The sequence below is a fragment of the Actinomadura harenae genome (assembly GCF_003696215.1).
In the GTDB taxonomy this organism is placed as follows: Bacteria; Actinomycetota; Actinomycetes; order Streptosporangiales; family Streptosporangiaceae; genus Spirillospora; species Spirillospora harenae.
In genome coordinates this window covers 89,180-105,699 of the sequence record NZ_RFFG01000022.1, presented here as the reverse complement: position 1 = coordinate 105,699, position 16,520 = coordinate 89,180, and the positions used below count along the sequence as shown (strand labels likewise).

Sequence of the window (16,520 nt, the reverse complement as noted above, 5' to 3'; positions counted from 1 at the left end):
CCAGACGACGGAACCGCCGAACCGACAACCCCGTGAACGTCGGCACCCACACCTGGTCATCCGCACAGAACACCCGCTCCACACCAAGATCATCGCGCACAGCACCCGACCGTTACGGGACAACCCTAGGCCCCGCCGGACAAAACGCCGGCGGGGCCAAGTCGTGCAGAGAGAACCAATTAGCTGCGGTACTCAGTCATGCTCCGCCTGGGCCTTCTTCAATTTTGCCCCCGCGATGTCGATATCCGACTCGCGAGCACTCAGCCGAAGTTGCCCACCACTAGTATATCCGCCACATACCACCAGGATCTCAGCCCCCACACTGGGCCACTCGGCTTCCCTCAAGGGGAGGTCATGGATCAACACGCGGTCCACAACGCCAATCTCTCCCGATGGCACCCTTGCCCTGAGCCCGTACGGCATCTTGGCCACGACAATAGCGAATACGAGCTGCCACTTCTCTAGCCGATCAGAAGGGTCCATCACCGGCCACTCCAGGGGGATCGAGGGAAGGAGTTGAACTCGTCGAACAGCTCCCTGGGAATCACGTACTGAGCCTTTTTCAGCGTGCTTGAGTTTCGCGGTTGTGTAGGATGTGGATGGCTTTTGCGGGGTGGCCGGTTCGGTGTGGGCAGCAGCGGAGTTTGGCCAGGATGGCCCAGTGTTTGAGCTGGGCGTTCGCGTGTTCGCCGGGTGCGCGGAGCCGGGCGTGGGCTCGGTTGGCGGTCTTCTGCGACTCGGGTTTGCCGGTTCCGCGGTAGGGGACGAGTAGCGGTCCGCCGGTGCCTTGGTAGGCCTTGTCGGCCAGGACCAGGAACCCGGCGGCGTCCAGCTCTCGTGGGATGTCCCGGATGCGGGCGGCGGTCAGGTCGTGGACCGAGCCGGGCAACGCGCCCGACACCCACACGATGGTTCCGTCGGGTGCGGCTATGACCTGCGGGTTCATGCCGTGCCGTCGATGTTTCCCGGAGTAGAACGGCCGGTCGGCGGCGACGCGGTCGATCGGGATGAGCGTGCCGTCCAGCACCAGGTACAGCAGCCCGTCGCGGGCGGCCTTGCGCAACGCCTGGGCGAGCTTGGGTGAGCGGGCGGCCAGCAGCTGGACGGTCTCGTTGACGTAGCGCCACGCGGTCGAGGTGGACACCCCGAACCCGGCCGCCAGGCCGGCGAACGTTTCGCCTTTCCGCAGGTAGACCAGCACCATCAACGCTTGCGCACCCGGTGTGAGTGCTCGGCCTCGGCTGCCGATGCTCGTGCGGTGCCGGCGGACCACTCCGGTCGTGTAGTTCAGGGTCTGACGCGACAACGGCAGCGAAGAACGATAGAACAGCATGTGAAGCCTCTGGTGGGGACGGTCGGTTGTGAGAGATCACCCGTCCTACCAGGGGCTTTCCACGTTCCCGGGCCCGCCGCGCCGTCCGCGATCATGCTGTGATCACCCAACCCACAGACCCCGCTGAAAAACGTTCAGTGTGAGTCAGAACGCTGCAATGGCTTCCGAAGGCATGGATGGAAGTGGGTTTCGGCCTGCGTTGGCCTCCTCACTCGTCGGCCTGGCCTGGGGCCCGCTCCCAGGCTGAAGGGTGCGCGGTGAGTGAGTCGCGACTGACGATGGATGAGGCGGCGGCGTGTGCTCCGGCTGTGCGCGCCCTGGTCGCCGAGCTGGAGGCGCGCGGTCTGAAGATCCGCGTCCACGGGCACGGGGTGGTGTGGGTGCGGAACCCTGCTGGTGATCCCGCTCCGGACGACAAGTTGGGTGCGTTGATGGCGCCGAGGCTGAACCAGGAGGTGTGGTGTCGCCCCAATGGGGGTGATCACGCGCTCTGGTGGTGGGCGTGGGCGGCCCCTGAGCGCAACCAACCGCCGGACCTGGAGCCGCTGTGCCCTGTGGACGAACCGAGGCGGGCGGCCGATGCGATCGCGCATGTGTTGGCGGTGCCGTTCGCCGACGTGCCGGTGACGTGATGCGCAGCGATTACCCCGGCCGTGCCCTCGTTCGATCCGTGGGGCCTCCGACTGCTCGGGAGGGGGGCGGTCAGGTCGGACCTCCTTCCCTGGGGGACGCGCAGGTGGTGGCGCGGGCGATCCAGCAGGAGTTCGGGTGGGTGGAGTCAGCCTGGTAACGCGTGCACACGGGTTCGTGGTGGGCGTTGGTGTGGGCGCGCAAGGGGCTGCGGTTGGTGGAAGCGATCAATCCTCGGGAGTTGCGTGATGCAGTGGACCAAACGGACCGGTGGCCTTGGCCGAACGCAGGAGGACGCGGGCCTGGCCGGCCGTCCCGTCCTTGGCCGCCTGGTGGCCGTGCCGATCGCTGAACGCGCAGGACCGAACGTGTCGGCGCTGCCGCTGGCCGAGGCCGTGACCGACTCGGTCACCAAACTCCGATCGGCGTCCTGGGCACCGCGTCCCCTGGACGAGACAGGGTTCCTGCTGGATCTGCTCGCGCAGACCTTCGATCAGCTTCTCGACGTGCTGTGGCAGATCGAAAAGGAGTTGCAGTCCGCCTATCGCGCAGTTCCGTGTGAGGGCGGCGGCACGGGACAGGCGACGTTGGGCGCCCTGGACGAGGCCATCGTCAACCTCGGCTCATGCGGGGACACACTGAGCGGGTCGCTTGTGCTGCTGGGCTACGCCAAGAACGCCCTGGACCGGCTCGACAGCGGCGACGTCCCGTCCATCGGACGGGGCACGGCAGGAGACGGCCAATGAGAGAAGGGGCTCGTGCGCGGCTGGTTCGGTTGGCGCGCCGTTGGGCACGACGGTGCTCTGAGGCAGCCTCTGCTCGACGGGACGCCTCAGCGATGGACTGGATGCTTGAGGGCGACAGCGAGGCAGCCGGGAAGGAGTTCGCGCGGCGGGTGCGTGCGGCGCTGGCTTCCTCGCCGCTGTCTGCGGGCTGCATTCATGACATCCAGCCGCACCGCGTCTCCGGCCATGTCGGGGTGGTGGTGTGGGTGACGCTGCTCAACCACGGGGCCCGTGTCGACGGACTGCGGATCTGGATCGACGCCTCGGGACTCCAGGACCTGGTCGACATGCTCGACCACGTCCGCTCCCCAGAGTTCCGCGAGGCTATGGGCGACTTCGGGGACGGCTACACCTGAGAAGACTCGGACCGGCACGGACGTGGCGACTCCACCGTTGGCGGCTGCTGCTGCGAGTCGCTGAAGCGGGAGCCATCAGGTCGGGGACGGGGTCTCGTCCGAAGGGCCGGTGATGGCCGAGGGGGCTATTCGGGGTCGGGGGTGGGCCAGAGGTTGGGGAGGTTGATGACGATGGCCTCCTGGGTGCTGCGGGCGATTACTACGACGGCCTCTTCGTCTGGGGACGGGTTCTCCTCGCGGTGCGGGACGTAGGGCGGGACGAACACGTAGTCGCCCGGTTCCGTTTCAACCCGCACCTCGTGGTCGCCTTCGGCGAACACGAGCACGGGGTGGCCGGACACCACGTAGATGGCGGTCTCGGCTTCGCCGTGGTGGTGGTCGCCTGAGTTCGTCGCCGGGGCGACGTGGGTCCGGCCCATCCACAGCCGCTCGGAGCCGACCGTCCGGCCGGAGATGGCCTCCAGTCGGCGCATGCCCGAGGTCTGGGCGGTGTCGCCGGTCAGCGCGCCGCCGCGCACATGCTCGATCCGGCCGTGCCAGGCCGCCGTCCCGGACGCCTCGTCCGGCGTGTTCACGTCGCTCACGAGCCGATTCTGCCACCGTCCGCCGGACGGCCTGGAGCCAGGTGCAGGCGGCGCACTGACCCCACTGGTCACTCTTGTCGCTCTTTACCTCTGTCAGACCTTCCGTTGCCCGCGCACGGACCCTACACTCCGCACTGTCGATACTTGATGACTCTCAGTATCCGAATTGCGGGATTTTCTGGAGGGTGAGGCGCGTGAACGGACCGGCCCGGGAGGCGGCGGACCAGCTGGTACGGCTCACCAGGCTCATCCTGCGGGCCGAGGGGCCGGACGTCCCCGAGCCGGACGACGATGGCACGACCCGCGTTCTGCGGCACAACCAGGCCACGCTCACACCACGCGAGACGGAGGTGTTCGGGCTGATCGTGGCGGGGCACTGCAATGCGCTGCTCGCCGAGCTGCTCGACATCTCCGAACGCGCGATGGAGCAGCATCTCGCGGCGCTCCTGGTCGAGTTCCAGCTCCCCGAGGCCCACCCTGCTGCCCGCCCGGAGCCCCCGCCCGACCAGACGTCCCGGGGGCGCGGGCGGATCGCGGCGCTGTTGATCGTGCCGATCACCGGGACGGTCCTGGTCGGTGGGGCCGCCGCCGCGTTCGCCTTGCAGACGCCCAAGTCGTTCGGTGAGAAGGGCCCGGCGCGTGCGAGTCATGACAGCGCGCGGCAGCGGACAAGGGGCGTTGTGGCGCGGTCGCCCTTGCCGGCTCCTTCTCGGAGGCGGCCTCGTTTACCGTCTGGGACGGCGACCGCCACGTCCTTCTGGGATCAGGCCACCGCGCGCGGGGCTCGCATGTCGTATCGGACGGTCGCCAGTCCGTACTGGCCGCTCGGCACTCGTGTCCGGATCGGCTACCGCGGGCGCCGGGTCACTGGGGTTGTGGAGGACTTCGGGCCTGCCGATTGGGCGATCGCGCAGCACGACATCCCCGCCATCGTCGATCTGTCCGAGGAGATGATGGCGGAGCTCACCGGGGTCCGCGTGCACGCCGTCCATGTCCGGTTCGAGGTGCTGAGCTGGGGGCACGGTGATGTGTACCGCGACTCCGGGCCCGGTCATGGCCTGGCCTTCGGTCACCACTGACTCAGGTTCAGGTCGCGTGGGTGGCGGCGAGGAGAATGGCGGCCAGTTGCACTGCGACCGGCTTGCGGATCTCGACCGGCTGGCCTGGGGGGTCGGTTTCGGCTTCGGCGAGCCAGCGGTCGAAGCGTTCGGTGAGCAGGTTGCGCTGGGCGCGGATGGCCGGGGTGGGGTTGCCGGCGCTGATCTCGGCGTCGAGCATGCGCAGGAACGTCCCGAGCAGGCGGAGCCGGAACAGGTGGACGGCTTGGCGGTGGTCGAACTCCTCGGCGACCGTCGCGGGCCGCTCGGGTCCGGACGGCGTCTCGGCGGGCTCGATTTCCTCGGTGAGGGTGCGGAAGGTCTGGAGGGTGGCCTCGGTGGAGCGGCGGAACGGTGAGTGGACGGTCAGGTCGTCCGCGACGGCGTTCAGGGCGGTTTCCAGTGTGTCGATCAGGTCGCGTCGGGCGGCCGTCGCGGCGGCGAGGATCTGCCGGTAGGGCGTGGTGGTCTCGGTTTGGTCGGCCACTCGTTTGCTGGCCCACAGGGGTACCTCGGTCACGAGGTGCAGGGCGCCGAAGCGGGCGGCGTAGTCGGCGCTGCTGGCGCCTGCGCCGAAGGCCGCGCCTACCTGTGCTCCGCTGGGGGTGAGGTAGACGGCTGGGGCGATCGGGCGCGAGCCGGGCAGTTCCGGTTCGCCGTGGTGGAGCGGCAGGCCCTCCATGCCGGGGAGTTCGGTCAGTTTGTGGGCGAGGGTGGTGTCGTCGCGGTTGAGGTAGAAGAACGCGCCCTGGTACTCGCCGTTGTGCAGCGAGCAGACGAAGGACGGCTTCACCTCGTCCATCAGTCGCATCAGCGCTGACGTCTCCGGCAGCGGACGGTCGAAGCGGTACTCCCCCACGGACAGCGGGAAGGTCCATTCGACCTGGTCGGCCAGGTCGGGGCGGTAGAAGTGTTCGGCGTAGGCGCGGCGGTCGCCGGGGCTGCCGTACCAGCCCTCGTTCAGGCGGGCGCCGTCCGGGTCGGCGCAGGCGAGGATGTGCCAGCGGAACCCGAGTGATTCGCGGAGCGCGTCGTCCTGGCACAGCAGCGTGGCCAGGGCGGTGACGGTGTGGAACCCGACCGGTTCGTTGGGATGCGGGCCGCCGATGACGACGGCGTCCGCCGGGCCGTCGCCGACGGGCAGGACGCGCAGGGGATCGCCGAGCCGAGAAGTCCCGACCGTGCGGACGCGTGCCAGGTCGGGGTGGGCGGCAGCCAGGGCGTCGAGCTCGGCGTCCAGGACGTCGACGGACGGGAAGACGGTGTGGCCGGGCACCCGGCGCATGTACTCCACTGTTCTCATAATCGGATTACTGTAATAATGAGATTATGAGAGTGACAAGGGCGGAGGCCAAGGAGCGCAATCGGAGCGCCCTGCTGGAGTCCGCGCGGCGGATCGTCGCCAGGGACGGTCACCGCGCCCGGCTGGACGAGATCGCCGAGGGGGCGGGGTTGACCACCGGGGCCGTCTACTCGTTGTTCGGGAGCAAGAACGGCCTGCTGATCGCGCTGGTCACCGACTACCTCGGGCCGCACTACGAGGGGATCGAGCAGGCGGTCCCCGCCGATCTGGACCTGCTGGAGAGCGTCGAGGCCTTCGCCCGGTTCTACCGGCGCGCCTGTGAGGACCCCGACGCGCTCGGGCATCTGTCGTTCGAGGTCAGCCTTCAGGACACGGCCCTGCGCGACCCCGATCTGCGAGAGCGGCTCGCGGCGTCCATCCAGGCGCATGAGCGGCGCCTCGCCGACCTGTTCGCGGGCAGGTCACATCAGGGGGACGCCGTGACGGAGCGGCAGGCGCGGCGGCTGGCGACCGCGCTGCGGGCACTCATGATCGGCCTCAGTCAGGGCGTCGTCCTCGGCCTGGCCGAGCAGGCCCCCGAGGAGTTCTTCGCGGCCGGCGCTCGTGGCCTGGTCACCGGCCGGGTCCTCGGGCCGTCCTGACCTCAGTCCTCCTCGGAGGTCGCGGGGGCGGCGGCCGGGGTGAGAGGGAGGCGGACCTGGAAGCGGGTGTCGCCGGGGCTGGACTCGACCTGGATGTCGCCGCCGTGGCGTCCGACCACGATCCGCCAGGAGATGTCGAGGCCGAGACCGGTGCCGCTGCCGACGGGCTTGGTCGTGAAGAACGGGGTGAAGATCCGGTCGAGGTTCTCCTCGGGGATCCCGGTGCCGGTGTCGGCGATCTCGACGACGGCCTGGTCGGCGTCGCGGAACGTGCGGAGGGTGAGGGTGCCCGAGCCTTCCATGGCGTCCAGCGCGTTGACGATCAGGTTCGTCCAGACCTGGTTCAGCTCGGCCGCGTAGACCGGGACCGGCGGCATGTCGGACGCGTAGTCGGTGTGGACGCGGATGTCCGGCGGCACCTTGCGCTTCAGCATGGTGAGCGTGCTGTCGAGCAGGGTGCGCAGGTCGACGCTCTGGTAGGGGGCGCGGTCGAGCTGGGAGTACTGGCGGGCCGAGTCGAGCAGGCCGGTGATCCGGGTGGTCGCCTCGGAGATCTCCGACTGGAGCTGCGCGACCTCGAGCGTCTCGGTGAGCCAGGCCATGGCGGTGCCGATCCGGTCGCCCGCGATCTCGGCGACCTTCTCCGCGTCGTCCACGCCGATTCCGGCGGCGACCAGGGACGGCGCGAGGTCCCAGGCGTCGTCGACGCCGTGCTCGTCGAGCCAGTCGCCGAGTTCGTCCTCGGCGTCGCTGACCGCGATCGGGTCGCGGGACGGCTGCGGTTTCCCGGCGCCGACGAGCCGGTCGTGCAGCGCGACGAGCCGGGCGATGTGCTCGCAGTCCACGCCGCCCGAGGCCAGCTCGACCAGGCGCTTCTGCGCGCCGACGAGCCGGTCGCCGAGTTCGGAGGCGGCGCGCGCGGCGGCCGCGGCCGGGTTGTTCAGCTCGTGGGTGAGCCCGGCGGTGATGGTTCCGAGGGCCGTGAGGCGTTCGCGCTGGTCGACGAGGCGCCGGGCGTTGTTCATCCCGAAGAAGATGCCCTCGAGCAGGTGCGTCGCCATCGGGAACCAGGAGCGGACGGCCTTGCCGAACTTGCGCGCGGGCAGCTCGAACATCCGGGTCGGGCGCAGTGCGCGCAGCGAGTGCGCGTACCGCTGCTCGATCCGCTCGCCGATGTAGGCCTGCACCGCGCCGCCGTAGACGCCGGGCTGCTCGGAGCGGGTCATCTCCACCGGGTGGTCGCGGACCTGCGCCGTCATCGCGATCTGGCCGTCCAGGAGGACGTAGAAGAACTCGGCCGGGTCGCCCTGCGCGCAGATCGTCTCGCCCTCGGCGTAGGTCCGCACCCAACCGTAGGTCGCCAGCCACTGGAGCTTCTCGTCGTCCAGGTCCTCGAACAGGAACAGGCGGCGTAGCTCGGCGGGCTCGACGGCCGTCATGGTTCCTCCTTGACCATCCAAAATCTCACTGCTCCTTGCGTCGAAACCAGAGCAGCGTATTCGAAGATTCCCCCGGAGGGCCTCGAAGAACCTCAGGCGCCGAGGAACCCCAGGAGGGCGGCGGTGAGTTCGGCGGGGGCGTCCTCCTGGACGAGGTGACCCGCGCCTTCGACCAGGTGGAGCCGTGCGCCGGGGATCAGGCCGGCCAGCTCGTGGGCCTTGGCGACCGGGATCCAGGTGTCGGCGGTGCCCCAGCACACCAGCACCGGCAGGTCGATCTCGGGGTAGCGGCCCTGGATCTCGTCGGTGTACCGCTGGTCGGCCTGGGCGATCTGGCGGTAGAACGCGGGCAGGCCGTCCTCGCCCAGCCAGGGCTCGACCAGCGCGTCCAGCGTCGCCGGGTGCAGGCCGGGCCCGGACGCCGAGGTCACGTACTCGCGCACCAGCGCCCGGTGCAGCGCGGGCGGCAGCTGCTCGAACACCGGCGCGTTCTCTCCGACCAGCCGGAAGAACGGGGATCCCCAGGGTTCCAGAGCCACCGGGTCGACCACCGCCAAACGGTCGTACCGGGCACCGTGCAGGAGGTGGGCGCGCAGCGCGGTCGCGCCGCCGAAATCGTGGGCGACGACGCGGGGCGCGTCCAGTCCCCAGTGCTCCAGCAGTTCGGTGAAGACCTTGCCCTGCGCCGCGAGCGACACGTCCTGTCCGGCGAACTTGGCCGACTGGCCGTAGCCGGGCATGTCCCACACGAACACGCGGAACCGTGATGCGAGCGCCCGCGCGATCCCCCGCCAGACGAACGAGGAGAACGGAGTGCCGTGCAGCAGCACCACGGGCTCGGCGTCCGCCGCTCCCAGAACGTTCCAGCGCACCTCCCCCGAGGACGACTCGAAGGATCGCTCCAACGTCCACTCGCTCAACGCTTCGCCATTCGTCATCCCACAAGCCCTACCGGACACGTCCGTCAACTCGATGCCGCGGCCGGTCCGGCCGAGAGCGTTGGGCGTCGGCGACCGGTCGTCGATCTCACCCCGGTCCCGGCGCGAGGCGGAGTGTAAGGTTCCACAAGTACTAATGATCATGACATGACCGCTCTGGGCGGTCGGGGCGGGAGGGACCGTGCCGGAGGAGATCGTCAGGACGTGGGTCGCGGGCTGGGCGGTGTCGCGGCGCACGCCTCCGCCCGTCGCGAAGCCGTGGGGCTACTACATCCAGGTGGACGACAACCCCGCCGAAGTGGGGCGGCACGTTCTTCCTGTGACCGAGGAGCAGCTGGTGCGCGACGCGGCGGTGTCGGTGACCGAGCCGCGGACCTGGATGAAGATGCCCGCCGAGCCCGGGGACGTGGAGTCCTGGATCTCGCCGGGATGGGTGGTGGCCTGGGAGGAGACCGGTCACCTGATGGCCGTCGACCTGGCGCCCGCGCGTCCGGTCGCGCCCGAGGGGTACACGGTTTCCCTGGAACGTGTCGGCGACGTCGTCCACGCCACGGTCCTGGACGCGGCGGGCGAGCAGGCGGCCAAGGGGCAGATGGCGGTGCTCGGCGAGGCCGTCGTGGTGGACCGGGTGCGGACCGAGGAGGGGCACCGGCGGCGAGGGCTGGGCGGGTTCGTGATGCACACCCTCACCGACCGGGCCGTGGAGCTGGGCGCGGTCCAGGGCGTCCTCGGCGCGACGGACGCCGGGCACGCCCTGTACGAGACGCTGGGCTGGAAGAAGCACGCGACGATCGCCGAGTGCATCTTCCGTCCCTGACCCGCTCAGGGAGCGGGTGTCATGCCTGTTCGAGGTAGCGGTGGACGAGCGCGACGGCCATCGCGCCGTCCCCGACGGCCGAGGCGACGCGTTTGATCGAACCGGACCGGACGTCGCCCGCCGCGAACACGCCGGGCAGGCTCGTCTCCAGGTGGTAGGGCTGGCGGTTCGGTTCCCAGCCCGCCGGGCGGCGTCCGTCGGTGACCAGGTCGGGGCCGGTCACGACGAAGCCGTGGTCGTCGCGTTCGAAGACGCCGCTCAGCCAGTCGGTGCAGGGTTCGGCGCCGATGAACACGAACAGCCAGTGCGAGTGGACGATCCGCTCCCCGTCCGGGCCGCACAGGACGAGCCGCTCGAGCCGGTCCTCGCCGCGTCCCTCGGTGACGATCGTGTTCGGGTGGATGTCGATGTTGTCGAGCTCGGCGATCTGTTCGATGAGGTAGTGCGACATCGACTTCTCCAGGCTTTCGCCGCGGATCAGGATGTGCACCTTCTTGGCGACCTTCGCGAGGTTCACCGCCGCCTGGCCGGCCGAGTTCGCGCCGCCGACGACGTAGACCTCCTCGCCCGCGCAGCTCGGCGTCTCGGCCGTGGCCGCGCCGTAGTAGACGCCGCGTCCGACCAGGTCCTCGACGCCCGGGGCCTCCAGGCGGCGGTAGGAGACGCCGGTGGCGAGGATGACCGCGTGCGCGGCGACGGTCGTGCCGTCCGCCTGCGTGACGACGCGGGCCCGGCCGTGCGCGGCGATGCCGGTGACCTCGCCGGTGGTGATGAGCTCGGCGCCGAACCGGACGGCCTGGCGGCGGGCCCGGTCGGCGAGCTGCGCCCCGGACACGCCGTCCGGGAAGCCGAGGTAGTTCTCGATCCGGGAGCTCTGCCCCGCCTGCCCGCCGGACGCGTGCCGTTCGATCAGGACGGTGTTCAGCCCCTCGGACGCGCCGTACACGGCGGCGCCGAGGCCGGCGGGGCCGCCGCCGACCACGATGAGGTCGTAGAAGTCCGCGCCGGGCGCGGTGGTCAGCCCGACGACGGCGGCGAGCTCGGCGTCGGTGGGGGCGCTGAGCTTGGTGCCGTCGGCGGTCACGACGAGCGGGAGCTCGGGGTCGCCCGCGGCCTTGAGCAGTTCGGCGGCCTCGGGCGCGGTGTCCAGGAGCCAGGTGTAGGGCACCTGGTTGCGGGCGAGGAAGTCGCGCACCTCGTAGGACCGCGCCGACCAGCGGTGCCCCACGACCCGCAGCTCGCCCGGACGCTGCCGGTCGGTGCGCCGCCACGCCTCCAGCTGCGCGTCGATGACCGGGTAGAACTTCTCCTCCGGCGGGTCCCACGGCTTGAGCAGGTAGTGGTCGAGGTCGACGACGTTGATCGCGCGGATCGCGGCGTCGGTGTCGGCGTAGGCGGTGAGCAGGACGCGGCGGGCGAACGGGTAGAGGTCCATCGCCTCCTCGAGGAACTCCACGCCGGTCATCTCGGGCATCCGGTGGTCGGCGACGAGCACGGCCGTGTCGTCCCCGCGCAGCTTCAGCTCGCGCAGCGCGTCCAGGGCCTGCGGCCCCGACTCGGCCCGCAGCACCCGGTAGGTCTCCGCGTACCGGCGGCGCAGGTCCCGGGCCACGGCCCGGGACACGCCCGGGTCGTCGTCCACTGTCACGATCACTGGTTTGGCCACGCTCGATTTCCCTCCGGTCCGCCCGACAGCCATAAGCGTACGACGCCCCGCGGTCTCCGATTCGTCCCGCGCCCGCGCGAGCCGTGCACAAGACGCCCGGTTCGTACCGTTCTGTCGGGTCTCGGTGGCGGGCGGAAACCGGACGCGTTCCGACACGGAGCGTCACCCCGGCTTTGACCTGCGAGAAGTCATCCGGGATGATCGGATTATGTCCCTACGCGTGGCCCTGATCGGATACGGCACCGGTGGCGCGGTGTTCCACGCCCCGCTGATCTCCTCCGTGCCCGGTCTCGAACTGTCGGCCGTCGTCACCGGCAACCCCGAGCGGCAGGCCGCCGCCCGCGACCGCTACCCGGACGCCCGCGTCCTCGACGGCCCGGACCGGGTGTGGGAGACCAACGGCGAGTTCGACCTGGTCGTGGTGACCGCGCCGAACCGGCTGCACGTCCCGCTCGCCCGGACGGCCCTGACCTCGGGCCTGCCCGTGGTGCTGGACAAGCCGGTCGCCGCGACCGCCGCCGACGCGCGGTCCCTGGCCGCGCTCGCCGCGGTGCGCGGGCTCCCGGTGATCCCGTTCCACAACCGGCGCTGGGACGGCGACTTCCAGACCGTCCGGCGGCTGGTCGGCGCGGGCGCGCTCGGCGGTGTCCAGCGGTTCGAGTCGCGGTTCGAACGGTGGCGTCCGCAGGTCAAGCCGGGGTGGAAGGAGACCACGGACCCCCGCGACGCCGGCGGCATCCTGTACGACCTCGGCTCGCACCTCATCGACCAGGCCATCGCCCTGTTCGGACGGCCGGAACGCGTCTACGCGGAGCTGGACGTCCGGCGTCCGGGCGCGGAGAGCGTGGACGACGCGTTCGTGGCGCTCGTCCACCCCGGCGGCGTCCGCTCGCACCTGTGGATGAGCGCGACCGCCGCGGACCTCGGCCCCCGCTTCCGGGTCCTGGGCGACCGCGCCGCCTACACCGTCCACGGCATGGACGGCCAGGAGGACGCCCTCCGCGTCGGCCACACCCCCAAGGAGGACGGCTGGGGCCAGGCCCCGCCCGCGTCCTACGGGCGGCTGGGCACCTCCGGCGCGGAGCGGCCCGAACCCACCGACCCGGGCTCCTACCAGGACTTCTACGCCGGTGTCGCCCGCACTCTGCGCGACGGGACCCCGCCCCCGGTCACCCTCACCGACGCCATCGCCGGCCTGGAGGTCATCGAGGCCGCGCTGCGGTCGTCCGCCGAGGGCGAGATCGTCGAACCCCACGTCCCCGGCCGCTGACCCTCGGCTCTCCCGTCAGCGGCCGACGCCGTGCGGAGGGATCCGGTGCTCCCAGGGCATCGCCTGTTCCAACCGGTCCGCGACCTGGAGCAGCAGGTCCTCACGGCCGGACGGCGCGACGATCTGCACGCCGATCGGCAGCCCGCCGTCGCTCTCGCCGAGCGGCAGGCTGATCGCGGGCTGCCCGGAGATGTTGAAGACGACGGTGAACGGCCCGTAGTCGAAGATCGACCGCAGCCAGCTCGTCACGGTGTGGTCGGGGTCGTCGTAGCGCAGGGTGCCGTGCGGCGCCGGGAGCCCGCCGAGTGTGGGCGTGACCAGCAGGTGGTACCCGGTGAAGAACGCGGCCACCGACCGGGTCACCCGGTTCTGCGCGGCGAAGACGGCCAGGAGGTCCAGCGCGCTGTACTCCCCCGCGAGTCCCAGGACCTCCCGGGACACCGCCTCCATCTTGGCCGGGTCGGGTCGCCGGGGGCTCATGAGCAGCGGCGCGGCCATCCCCACGGTCATGGCCTTCGCGCATTCCATGGCGTCGTCCCAGTCGAGAGCAGGACGGTCCTCGGTGACGGCGTGCCCCATGCCCTCCAGCGTCCGGCCCACCTGGATCGCCGCTGCCGCCACCTGCGGGTCCACCGTCGCTCCGGACCATGCGGACGTGGTCAGCGCCACCCGCAACGGCCCCGGCTCGACGCCCAGGTCGTCGGCGTACCGGCCTTGCGGAGGCGGAGCGGTGTACTTGTCCCCGAGGCCCGGCCCCTGGACGACGTCCAGCAGATGGGCGGCATCGCGGACGCTTCGGGTCAGGACGAACTCGTAGGCCATCCCGAACAGCGGCTCCCCCATGTCGGGCCCGCACGGAACACGGCCCCGGCTCGGCTTGAGCCCCACCAGCCCGCAGCAGGACGCGGGAACCCGGATGGACCCGGCCGCGTCGCTCCCGTGGGCGACGGGAACGGCCCCGGCGGCGACCAGAGCGGCCGCGCCCCCACTGGACCCGCCGACGCCCCGCGCCGGATCCCACGGGTTGCGCGTGGGCCCGTACCTGACCGACTCGGTGGAGAAGCTGATCGCCAGCTCCGGCACGGTGGTGAGGCCCAGTGTGACCAGGCCCGCGGCACGGAACCGGCTCATCAGGTCGCTGTCGTTCCGGGCGATGACGCCGGGGAGGGCCCTGCTGCCGATGGTGAACGGAACCCCCTGCGCCACCGGCCCGTGGTCCTTGATGAGGAACGGCACCCCGGCGAAGGGTCCGTCCTTGTCGTGATCGAGCGCGGGCCTGAACTGCGGCAGCGCCAGGCCGTTCACCTCGGCGTCGGCGACGTCCAGCGCCTCGCGCGCGACGCTCTCCACCTCGGCGGCGGTGACCTCCCCCGCCGCGATCAGCTTCCGCAGCCCCACCGCGTCGTGCCGCGCGTACTCACGAAGTTCCATGTCCAGGTCCTTCTGACGTCCCCGACGTCTCGCCCCCTGAGGGCGACGGCCACGGCTTCAGGGAATCAGACGTCGGCCTCGATCGCGAAGGTATTGCCGTCAGGGTCCTGGAACCAGGCGATACGTCCGCCGCCGGCGCGGGGCGTGATCCCCTTGGCGTCGTGTTCCAGCTGGTCGTAGCGCAGGAACTCGACACCGGAGGAGCCGAGTTCGTCGACGACCTGGTCGATGTCGTCGACGTACCAGGTCGCCAGCGTCGCCGGGCTCTTCCCGGCGGTGGCCGACTGGTAGACGTTCAGCGCCGGTCCGCCGCCCGAGCCGTAGACGCGGCTTCCGCCGGGGATGCGGGCGCTGGGGCCGGACTTCAGCAGCGGCAGGCCCAGTTTTCCTTCGTAGAACGCGACCGCCTCCTGAATGTCCGAAACGGCGACCGACGTCCTCAGTTCGTGCGCGCTCAAGGGCATGAGGCACTCTCTCACGCACCCAGGTCATGGGGTCGGTGAGTGCCAGCGGGTGTCGAGGTGCGCGTGCCGGATCCGTCCGATCAGGTGGACGTGCAGGGTCCGCGGCGCGTGGTCGGTCGTGCCCCTGCTGATCGACAGCGTGCTGTGGCGGGCCGACAGCCCGTTGGCGTCGACCATCATGCCCGGCGCGAGGACCAGCTCCACGTCACCGCCCTGCACGCGGAGGTCGATGACCAGCTCGGGCAGGGAGTACACCGCGGTCGACAGGTCGAGGAGCACATCGCTCCACTTGGTGCGCAGCTCCAGCCGCCGCGGCAGCTCCCACGCGCCGTCGCGGCGCACCGAGCCGTGCCGCTCCTTGATGGTGAGCAGCTCGGCGGGCGGACCGGCGGACGGCGGCGTGAGCGCGGCACCCGAGCCCGGCCTCACGACCAGGTCGGTGACGAGCGGGGTCAGCGCGTCGAGCGTGCGCGCGGTCAGCGCCGCGTCCACGCGCTCGTCGAACTCGGCGGGATCGAGGCGCCCGTCGGCGATGGCGGCGCGCAGCTGCTCGATGACCTGGTCGCGGTCCGCGTCGGACGCCCGCACCGTCATGCCCAGAACACCCGCCCTCTCACTCACAGAACACCTGGACCGTGGCGGTCGGGTCGTCGATGTCGACCGACACCTCGCCGAGGTGCTCGATGAGCTCCTCGAGGTCCTGCGGCTTGAGCTGGGTGAGGTCGATCGGCACCCCGGACTGCTCCAGGCCCTCGTTGACCTTCGTCAGCGCCTGCGGGGGGATGAGGCTCGCGAGCCGGACGCCCGCGCGCAGCAGTTGCAGCGGGACCCGGATGTTGACGAGGGTCGGCGGCCCGACGGGGTCCTCCGTGGATTTCACCACCACGCGCAGGTACTTGGGACGGGGGCCGCCGCTGGGGGCGGCGCCGGGCTCGGGCTCGGGCCGCCGCCGTCCGAGGGCGTCGATCAGCCGCTCGGCCTCGTCCGCGGTGATCTTGCCCTCGCCCAGCATCTGCAGGATCTGGCGCCCCTGGTCGTTCATCGCCGTGCTCTCCTCTGGCTCATCGGACGCTGACCAGGAAGGCCATGGAGCCCTCCTCGACCTCGAAGAACGTGCCCGGCAGCGCCCACAGGACACTGCCGGTGCCGCGCAGCGCGCCCATCGGCGCGATCCGGAAGACGGCGCACGCGACCAGTCCTCCGAGGACGGCGAGCAGCAGCAGCGGCGACAGCAGCAGCGCGACCGGCAGGACGGGAAGGTGGATCCGGCGGCGGCGCCCGCCGGAACGGCGGTAGCCCACCGTCACCAGCTGGGGGATCATCGGGACCTCTCCAGTTCGGCGAGCGCCTCCTCGGCGCTGATCTCGCCCCGGCGCAGGCGGTCGACGACGTCGGCGCCGGTCGGCTCGGGGTCGGTGTCGACGAAGTCGAGGCTCCCGGCGATCCGGTTCAGCCGGGACTTGATCGTCGGGTAGCTCACCCCGAAGATCCGCTCCATCTCCTTGATCGAGCCGTGCGACCGCACGAACGCGGCGACGAACACCTGGTCGTCGGCGGTGAGCCGGGCCAGCTGCGGCGGCTCGAACGCCCCCTCGACCACGACGCCGCTCCCGTCGAGACGGACGCGCTCGACCACGAACGGCCGCCCCTGCGTCAGGTCCGTCAGCTCCTGCCAGTCCACCCGCGGCCCCTCGCTGCTGTCGTCGACACCCTTGCAGGTCAGTTGTACCTTTATTTTCTTAATCCATCAACCTGAGAAGCTTGAT

General features: G+C 70.8%; 19 protein-coding genes. 7 read left to right on the top strand and 12 right to left on the bottom strand.

The window, feature by feature from the left end:
• Positions 1-562: 562 nt before the first annotated feature.
• Positions 563-1,333 carry a transposase family protein gene (locus EBO15_RS14900; protein ID WP_122194977.1) on the bottom strand — a complete coding sequence of 257 codons (771 nt, stop codon included), beginning with the start codon at positions 1,331-1,333 and terminating at the stop codon, positions 563-565.
• Between the two features lie 308 nt (positions 1,334-1,641).
• On the opposite strand from EBO15_RS14900, the gene EBO15_RS14895 reads away from it, so the two are divergent.
• The 3 genes from EBO15_RS14895 (at position 1,642) to EBO15_RS14885 (ending at position 3,104) form a co-directional block, all read left to right on the top strand.
• Positions 1,642-1,965: a hypothetical protein gene (locus EBO15_RS14895; protein WP_122194976.1), complete on the top strand. Its 324-nt coding sequence runs from the start codon at positions 1,642-1,644 to the stop codon at positions 1,963-1,965.
• A gap of 243 nt (positions 1,966-2,208) precedes the next feature.
• Positions 2,209-2,709 carry a hypothetical protein gene (locus EBO15_RS14890; RefSeq protein ID WP_147481504.1) on the top strand — a complete coding sequence of 167 codons (501 nt, stop codon included), beginning with the start codon at positions 2,209-2,211 and terminating at the stop codon, positions 2,707-2,709.
• A 92-nt stretch (positions 2,710-2,801) separates the two neighbouring features.
• Positions 2,802-3,104: a hypothetical protein gene (locus tag EBO15_RS14885; protein ID WP_122194974.1), complete on the top strand. Its 303-nt coding sequence runs from the start codon at positions 2,802-2,804 to the stop codon at positions 3,102-3,104.
• Between the two features lie 125 nt (positions 3,105-3,229).
• On the opposite strand, the gene EBO15_RS14880 is transcribed toward EBO15_RS14885, so the two are convergent.
• Positions 3,230-3,688: a cupin domain-containing protein gene (locus tag EBO15_RS14880; RefSeq protein ID WP_199744538.1), complete on the bottom strand. Its 459-nt coding sequence runs from the start codon at positions 3,686-3,688 to the stop codon at positions 3,230-3,232.
• 194 nt (positions 3,689-3,882) lie between these two features.
• Between EBO15_RS14880 and EBO15_RS14875 the strand changes: the two genes are divergently transcribed.
• Positions 3,883-4,767: a LuxR C-terminal-related transcriptional regulator gene (locus EBO15_RS14875; RefSeq protein ID WP_158628237.1), complete on the top strand. Its 885-nt coding sequence runs from the start codon at positions 3,883-3,885 to the stop codon at positions 4,765-4,767.
• Positions 4,768-4,774: 7 nt separating this feature from the next.
• Here EBO15_RS14875 and EBO15_RS14870 read toward each other — a convergent pair whose 3' ends face one another.
• Positions 4,775-6,088 carry a M14 family zinc carboxypeptidase gene (locus tag EBO15_RS14870; protein WP_199744537.1) on the bottom strand — a complete coding sequence of 438 codons (1,314 nt, stop codon included), beginning with the start codon at positions 6,086-6,088 and terminating at the stop codon, positions 4,775-4,777.
• Positions 6,089-6,114: 26 nt separating this feature from the next.
• Here EBO15_RS14870 and EBO15_RS14865 point away from each other — a divergent pair, with 26 nt between their 5' ends.
• Positions 6,115-6,729 (top strand): TetR/AcrR family transcriptional regulator, encoded by a 615-nt coding sequence (locus EBO15_RS14865; RefSeq protein WP_122194972.1) that lies wholly within the window; start codon positions 6,115-6,117, stop codon positions 6,727-6,729.
• 2 nt (positions 6,730-6,731) lie between these two features.
• Here the strand turns inward: EBO15_RS14865 and EBO15_RS14860 are convergent, their stop codons facing one another.
• Both EBO15_RS14860 and EBO15_RS14855 read right to left on the bottom strand, forming a co-directional pair.
• Positions 6,732-8,168: an ATP-binding protein gene (locus tag EBO15_RS14860; protein WP_122194971.1), complete on the bottom strand. Its 1,437-nt coding sequence runs from the start codon at positions 8,166-8,168 to the stop codon at positions 6,732-6,734.
• Positions 8,169-8,260: 92 nt separating this feature from the next.
• Positions 8,261-9,106 carry an alpha/beta fold hydrolase gene (locus EBO15_RS14855; RefSeq protein WP_122194970.1) on the bottom strand — a complete coding sequence of 282 codons (846 nt, stop codon included), beginning with the start codon at positions 9,104-9,106 and terminating at the stop codon, positions 8,261-8,263.
• 181 nt (positions 9,107-9,287) lie between these two features.
• On the opposite strand from EBO15_RS14855, the gene EBO15_RS14850 reads away from it, so the two are divergent.
• A complete protein-coding gene (locus EBO15_RS14850; protein ID WP_122194969.1) occupies positions 9,288-9,923 on the top strand; it encodes a GNAT family N-acetyltransferase in 636 nt (211 codons plus the stop codon).
• Positions 9,924-9,942: 19 nt separating this feature from the next.
• Here the strand turns inward: EBO15_RS14850 and EBO15_RS14845 are convergent, their stop codons facing one another.
• A complete protein-coding gene (locus EBO15_RS14845; protein ID WP_233616196.1) occupies positions 9,943-11,589 on the bottom strand; it encodes an FAD-dependent oxidoreductase in 1,647 nt (548 codons plus the stop codon).
• A 208-nt stretch (positions 11,590-11,797) separates the two neighbouring features.
• On the opposite strand from EBO15_RS14845, the gene EBO15_RS14840 reads away from it, so the two are divergent.
• Positions 11,798-12,859: a Gfo/Idh/MocA family oxidoreductase gene (locus tag EBO15_RS14840; protein WP_122194967.1), complete on the top strand. Its 1,062-nt coding sequence runs from the start codon at positions 11,798-11,800 to the stop codon at positions 12,857-12,859.
• A gap of 15 nt (positions 12,860-12,874) precedes the next feature.
• Here EBO15_RS14840 and EBO15_RS14835 read toward each other — a convergent pair whose 3' ends face one another.
• The 6 genes from EBO15_RS14835 to EBO15_RS14810 form a co-directional block, all read right to left on the bottom strand.
• Positions 12,875-14,290: an amidase gene (locus EBO15_RS14835; RefSeq protein ID WP_122194966.1), complete on the bottom strand. Its 1,416-nt coding sequence runs from the start codon at positions 14,288-14,290 to the stop codon at positions 12,875-12,877.
• A 65-nt stretch (positions 14,291-14,355) separates the two neighbouring features.
• Complete coding sequence (locus tag EBO15_RS14830; RefSeq protein ID WP_122194965.1) at positions 14,356-14,754, bottom strand: VOC family protein; 399 nt, start codon at positions 14,752-14,754, stop codon at positions 14,356-14,358.
• A 24-nt stretch (positions 14,755-14,778) separates the two neighbouring features.
• The gene (locus tag EBO15_RS14825) at positions 14,779-15,375 is read right to left on the bottom strand and encodes a DUF1707 SHOCT-like domain-containing protein (RefSeq protein ID WP_233616195.1); all 597 of its coding nucleotides are present in this window, start codon (positions 15,373-15,375) and stop codon (positions 14,779-14,781) included.
• On the bottom strand, positions 15,368-15,796 hold the full coding sequence (locus EBO15_RS14820) for an SHOCT-like domain-containing protein (protein WP_122194963.1): 429 nt from the start codon (positions 15,794-15,796) through the stop codon (positions 15,368-15,370). The genes EBO15_RS14825 and EBO15_RS14820 overlap by 8 nt, the downstream gene beginning before the upstream one ends.
• 19 nt (positions 15,797-15,815) lie before the next feature.
• Positions 15,816-16,076, bottom strand: coding sequence for a hypothetical protein (locus EBO15_RS14815; RefSeq protein WP_122194962.1), 261 nt, complete (start codon positions 16,074-16,076; stop codon positions 15,816-15,818).
• Positions 16,073-16,435 carry a DUF2089 domain-containing protein gene (locus EBO15_RS14810; RefSeq protein ID WP_122194961.1) on the bottom strand — a complete coding sequence of 121 codons (363 nt, stop codon included), beginning with the start codon at positions 16,433-16,435 and terminating at the stop codon, positions 16,073-16,075. The genes EBO15_RS14815 and EBO15_RS14810 overlap by 4 nt, the downstream gene beginning before the upstream one ends.
• Between the last annotated feature and the right edge of the window lie 85 nt (positions 16,436-16,520).

Excerpts from the sequence above, each read along its gene's own strand:
- EBO15_RS14855 (WP_122194970.1), bottom strand. The coding sequence starts at position 9,106 with ATGACGAATGGCGAAGCGTTGAGCGAGTGGACGTTGGAGCGATCCTTC.
- EBO15_RS14830 (WP_122194965.1), bottom strand. The coding sequence starts at position 14,754 with ATGCCCTTGAGCGCGCACGAACTGAGGACGTCGGTCGCCGTTTCGGAC.
- EBO15_RS14840 (WP_122194967.1), top strand. The coding sequence starts at position 11,798 with ATGTCCCTACGCGTGGCCCTGATCGGATACGGCACCGGTGGCGCGGTG.
- EBO15_RS14820 (WP_122194963.1), bottom strand. The coding sequence starts at position 15,796 with ATGAACGACCAGGGGCGCCAGATCCTGCAGATGCTGGGCGAGGGCAAG.
- EBO15_RS14885 (WP_122194974.1), top strand. The coding sequence starts at position 2,802 with ATGGACTGGATGCTTGAGGGCGACAGCGAGGCAGCCGGGAAGGAGTTC.
- EBO15_RS14865 (WP_122194972.1), top strand. The coding sequence starts at position 6,115 with ATGAGAGTGACAAGGGCGGAGGCCAAGGAGCGCAATCGGAGCGCCCTG.
- EBO15_RS14835 (WP_122194966.1), bottom strand. The coding sequence starts at position 14,290 with ATGGAACTTCGTGAGTACGCGCGGCACGACGCGGTGGGGCTGCGGAAG.
- EBO15_RS14860 (WP_122194971.1), bottom strand. The coding sequence starts at position 8,168 with ATGACGGCCGTCGAGCCCGCCGAGCTACGCCGCCTGTTCCTGTTCGAG.
- EBO15_RS14900 (WP_122194977.1), bottom strand. The coding sequence starts at position 1,333 with ATGCTGTTCTATCGTTCTTCGCTGCCGTTGTCGCGTCAGACCCTGAAC.
- EBO15_RS14815 (WP_122194962.1), bottom strand. The coding sequence starts at position 16,076 with ATGATCCCCCAGCTGGTGACGGTGGGCTACCGCCGTTCCGGCGGGCGC.
- EBO15_RS14870 (WP_199744537.1), bottom strand. The coding sequence starts at position 6,088 with ATGAGAACAGTGGAGTACATGCGCCGGGTGCCCGGCCACACCGTCTTC.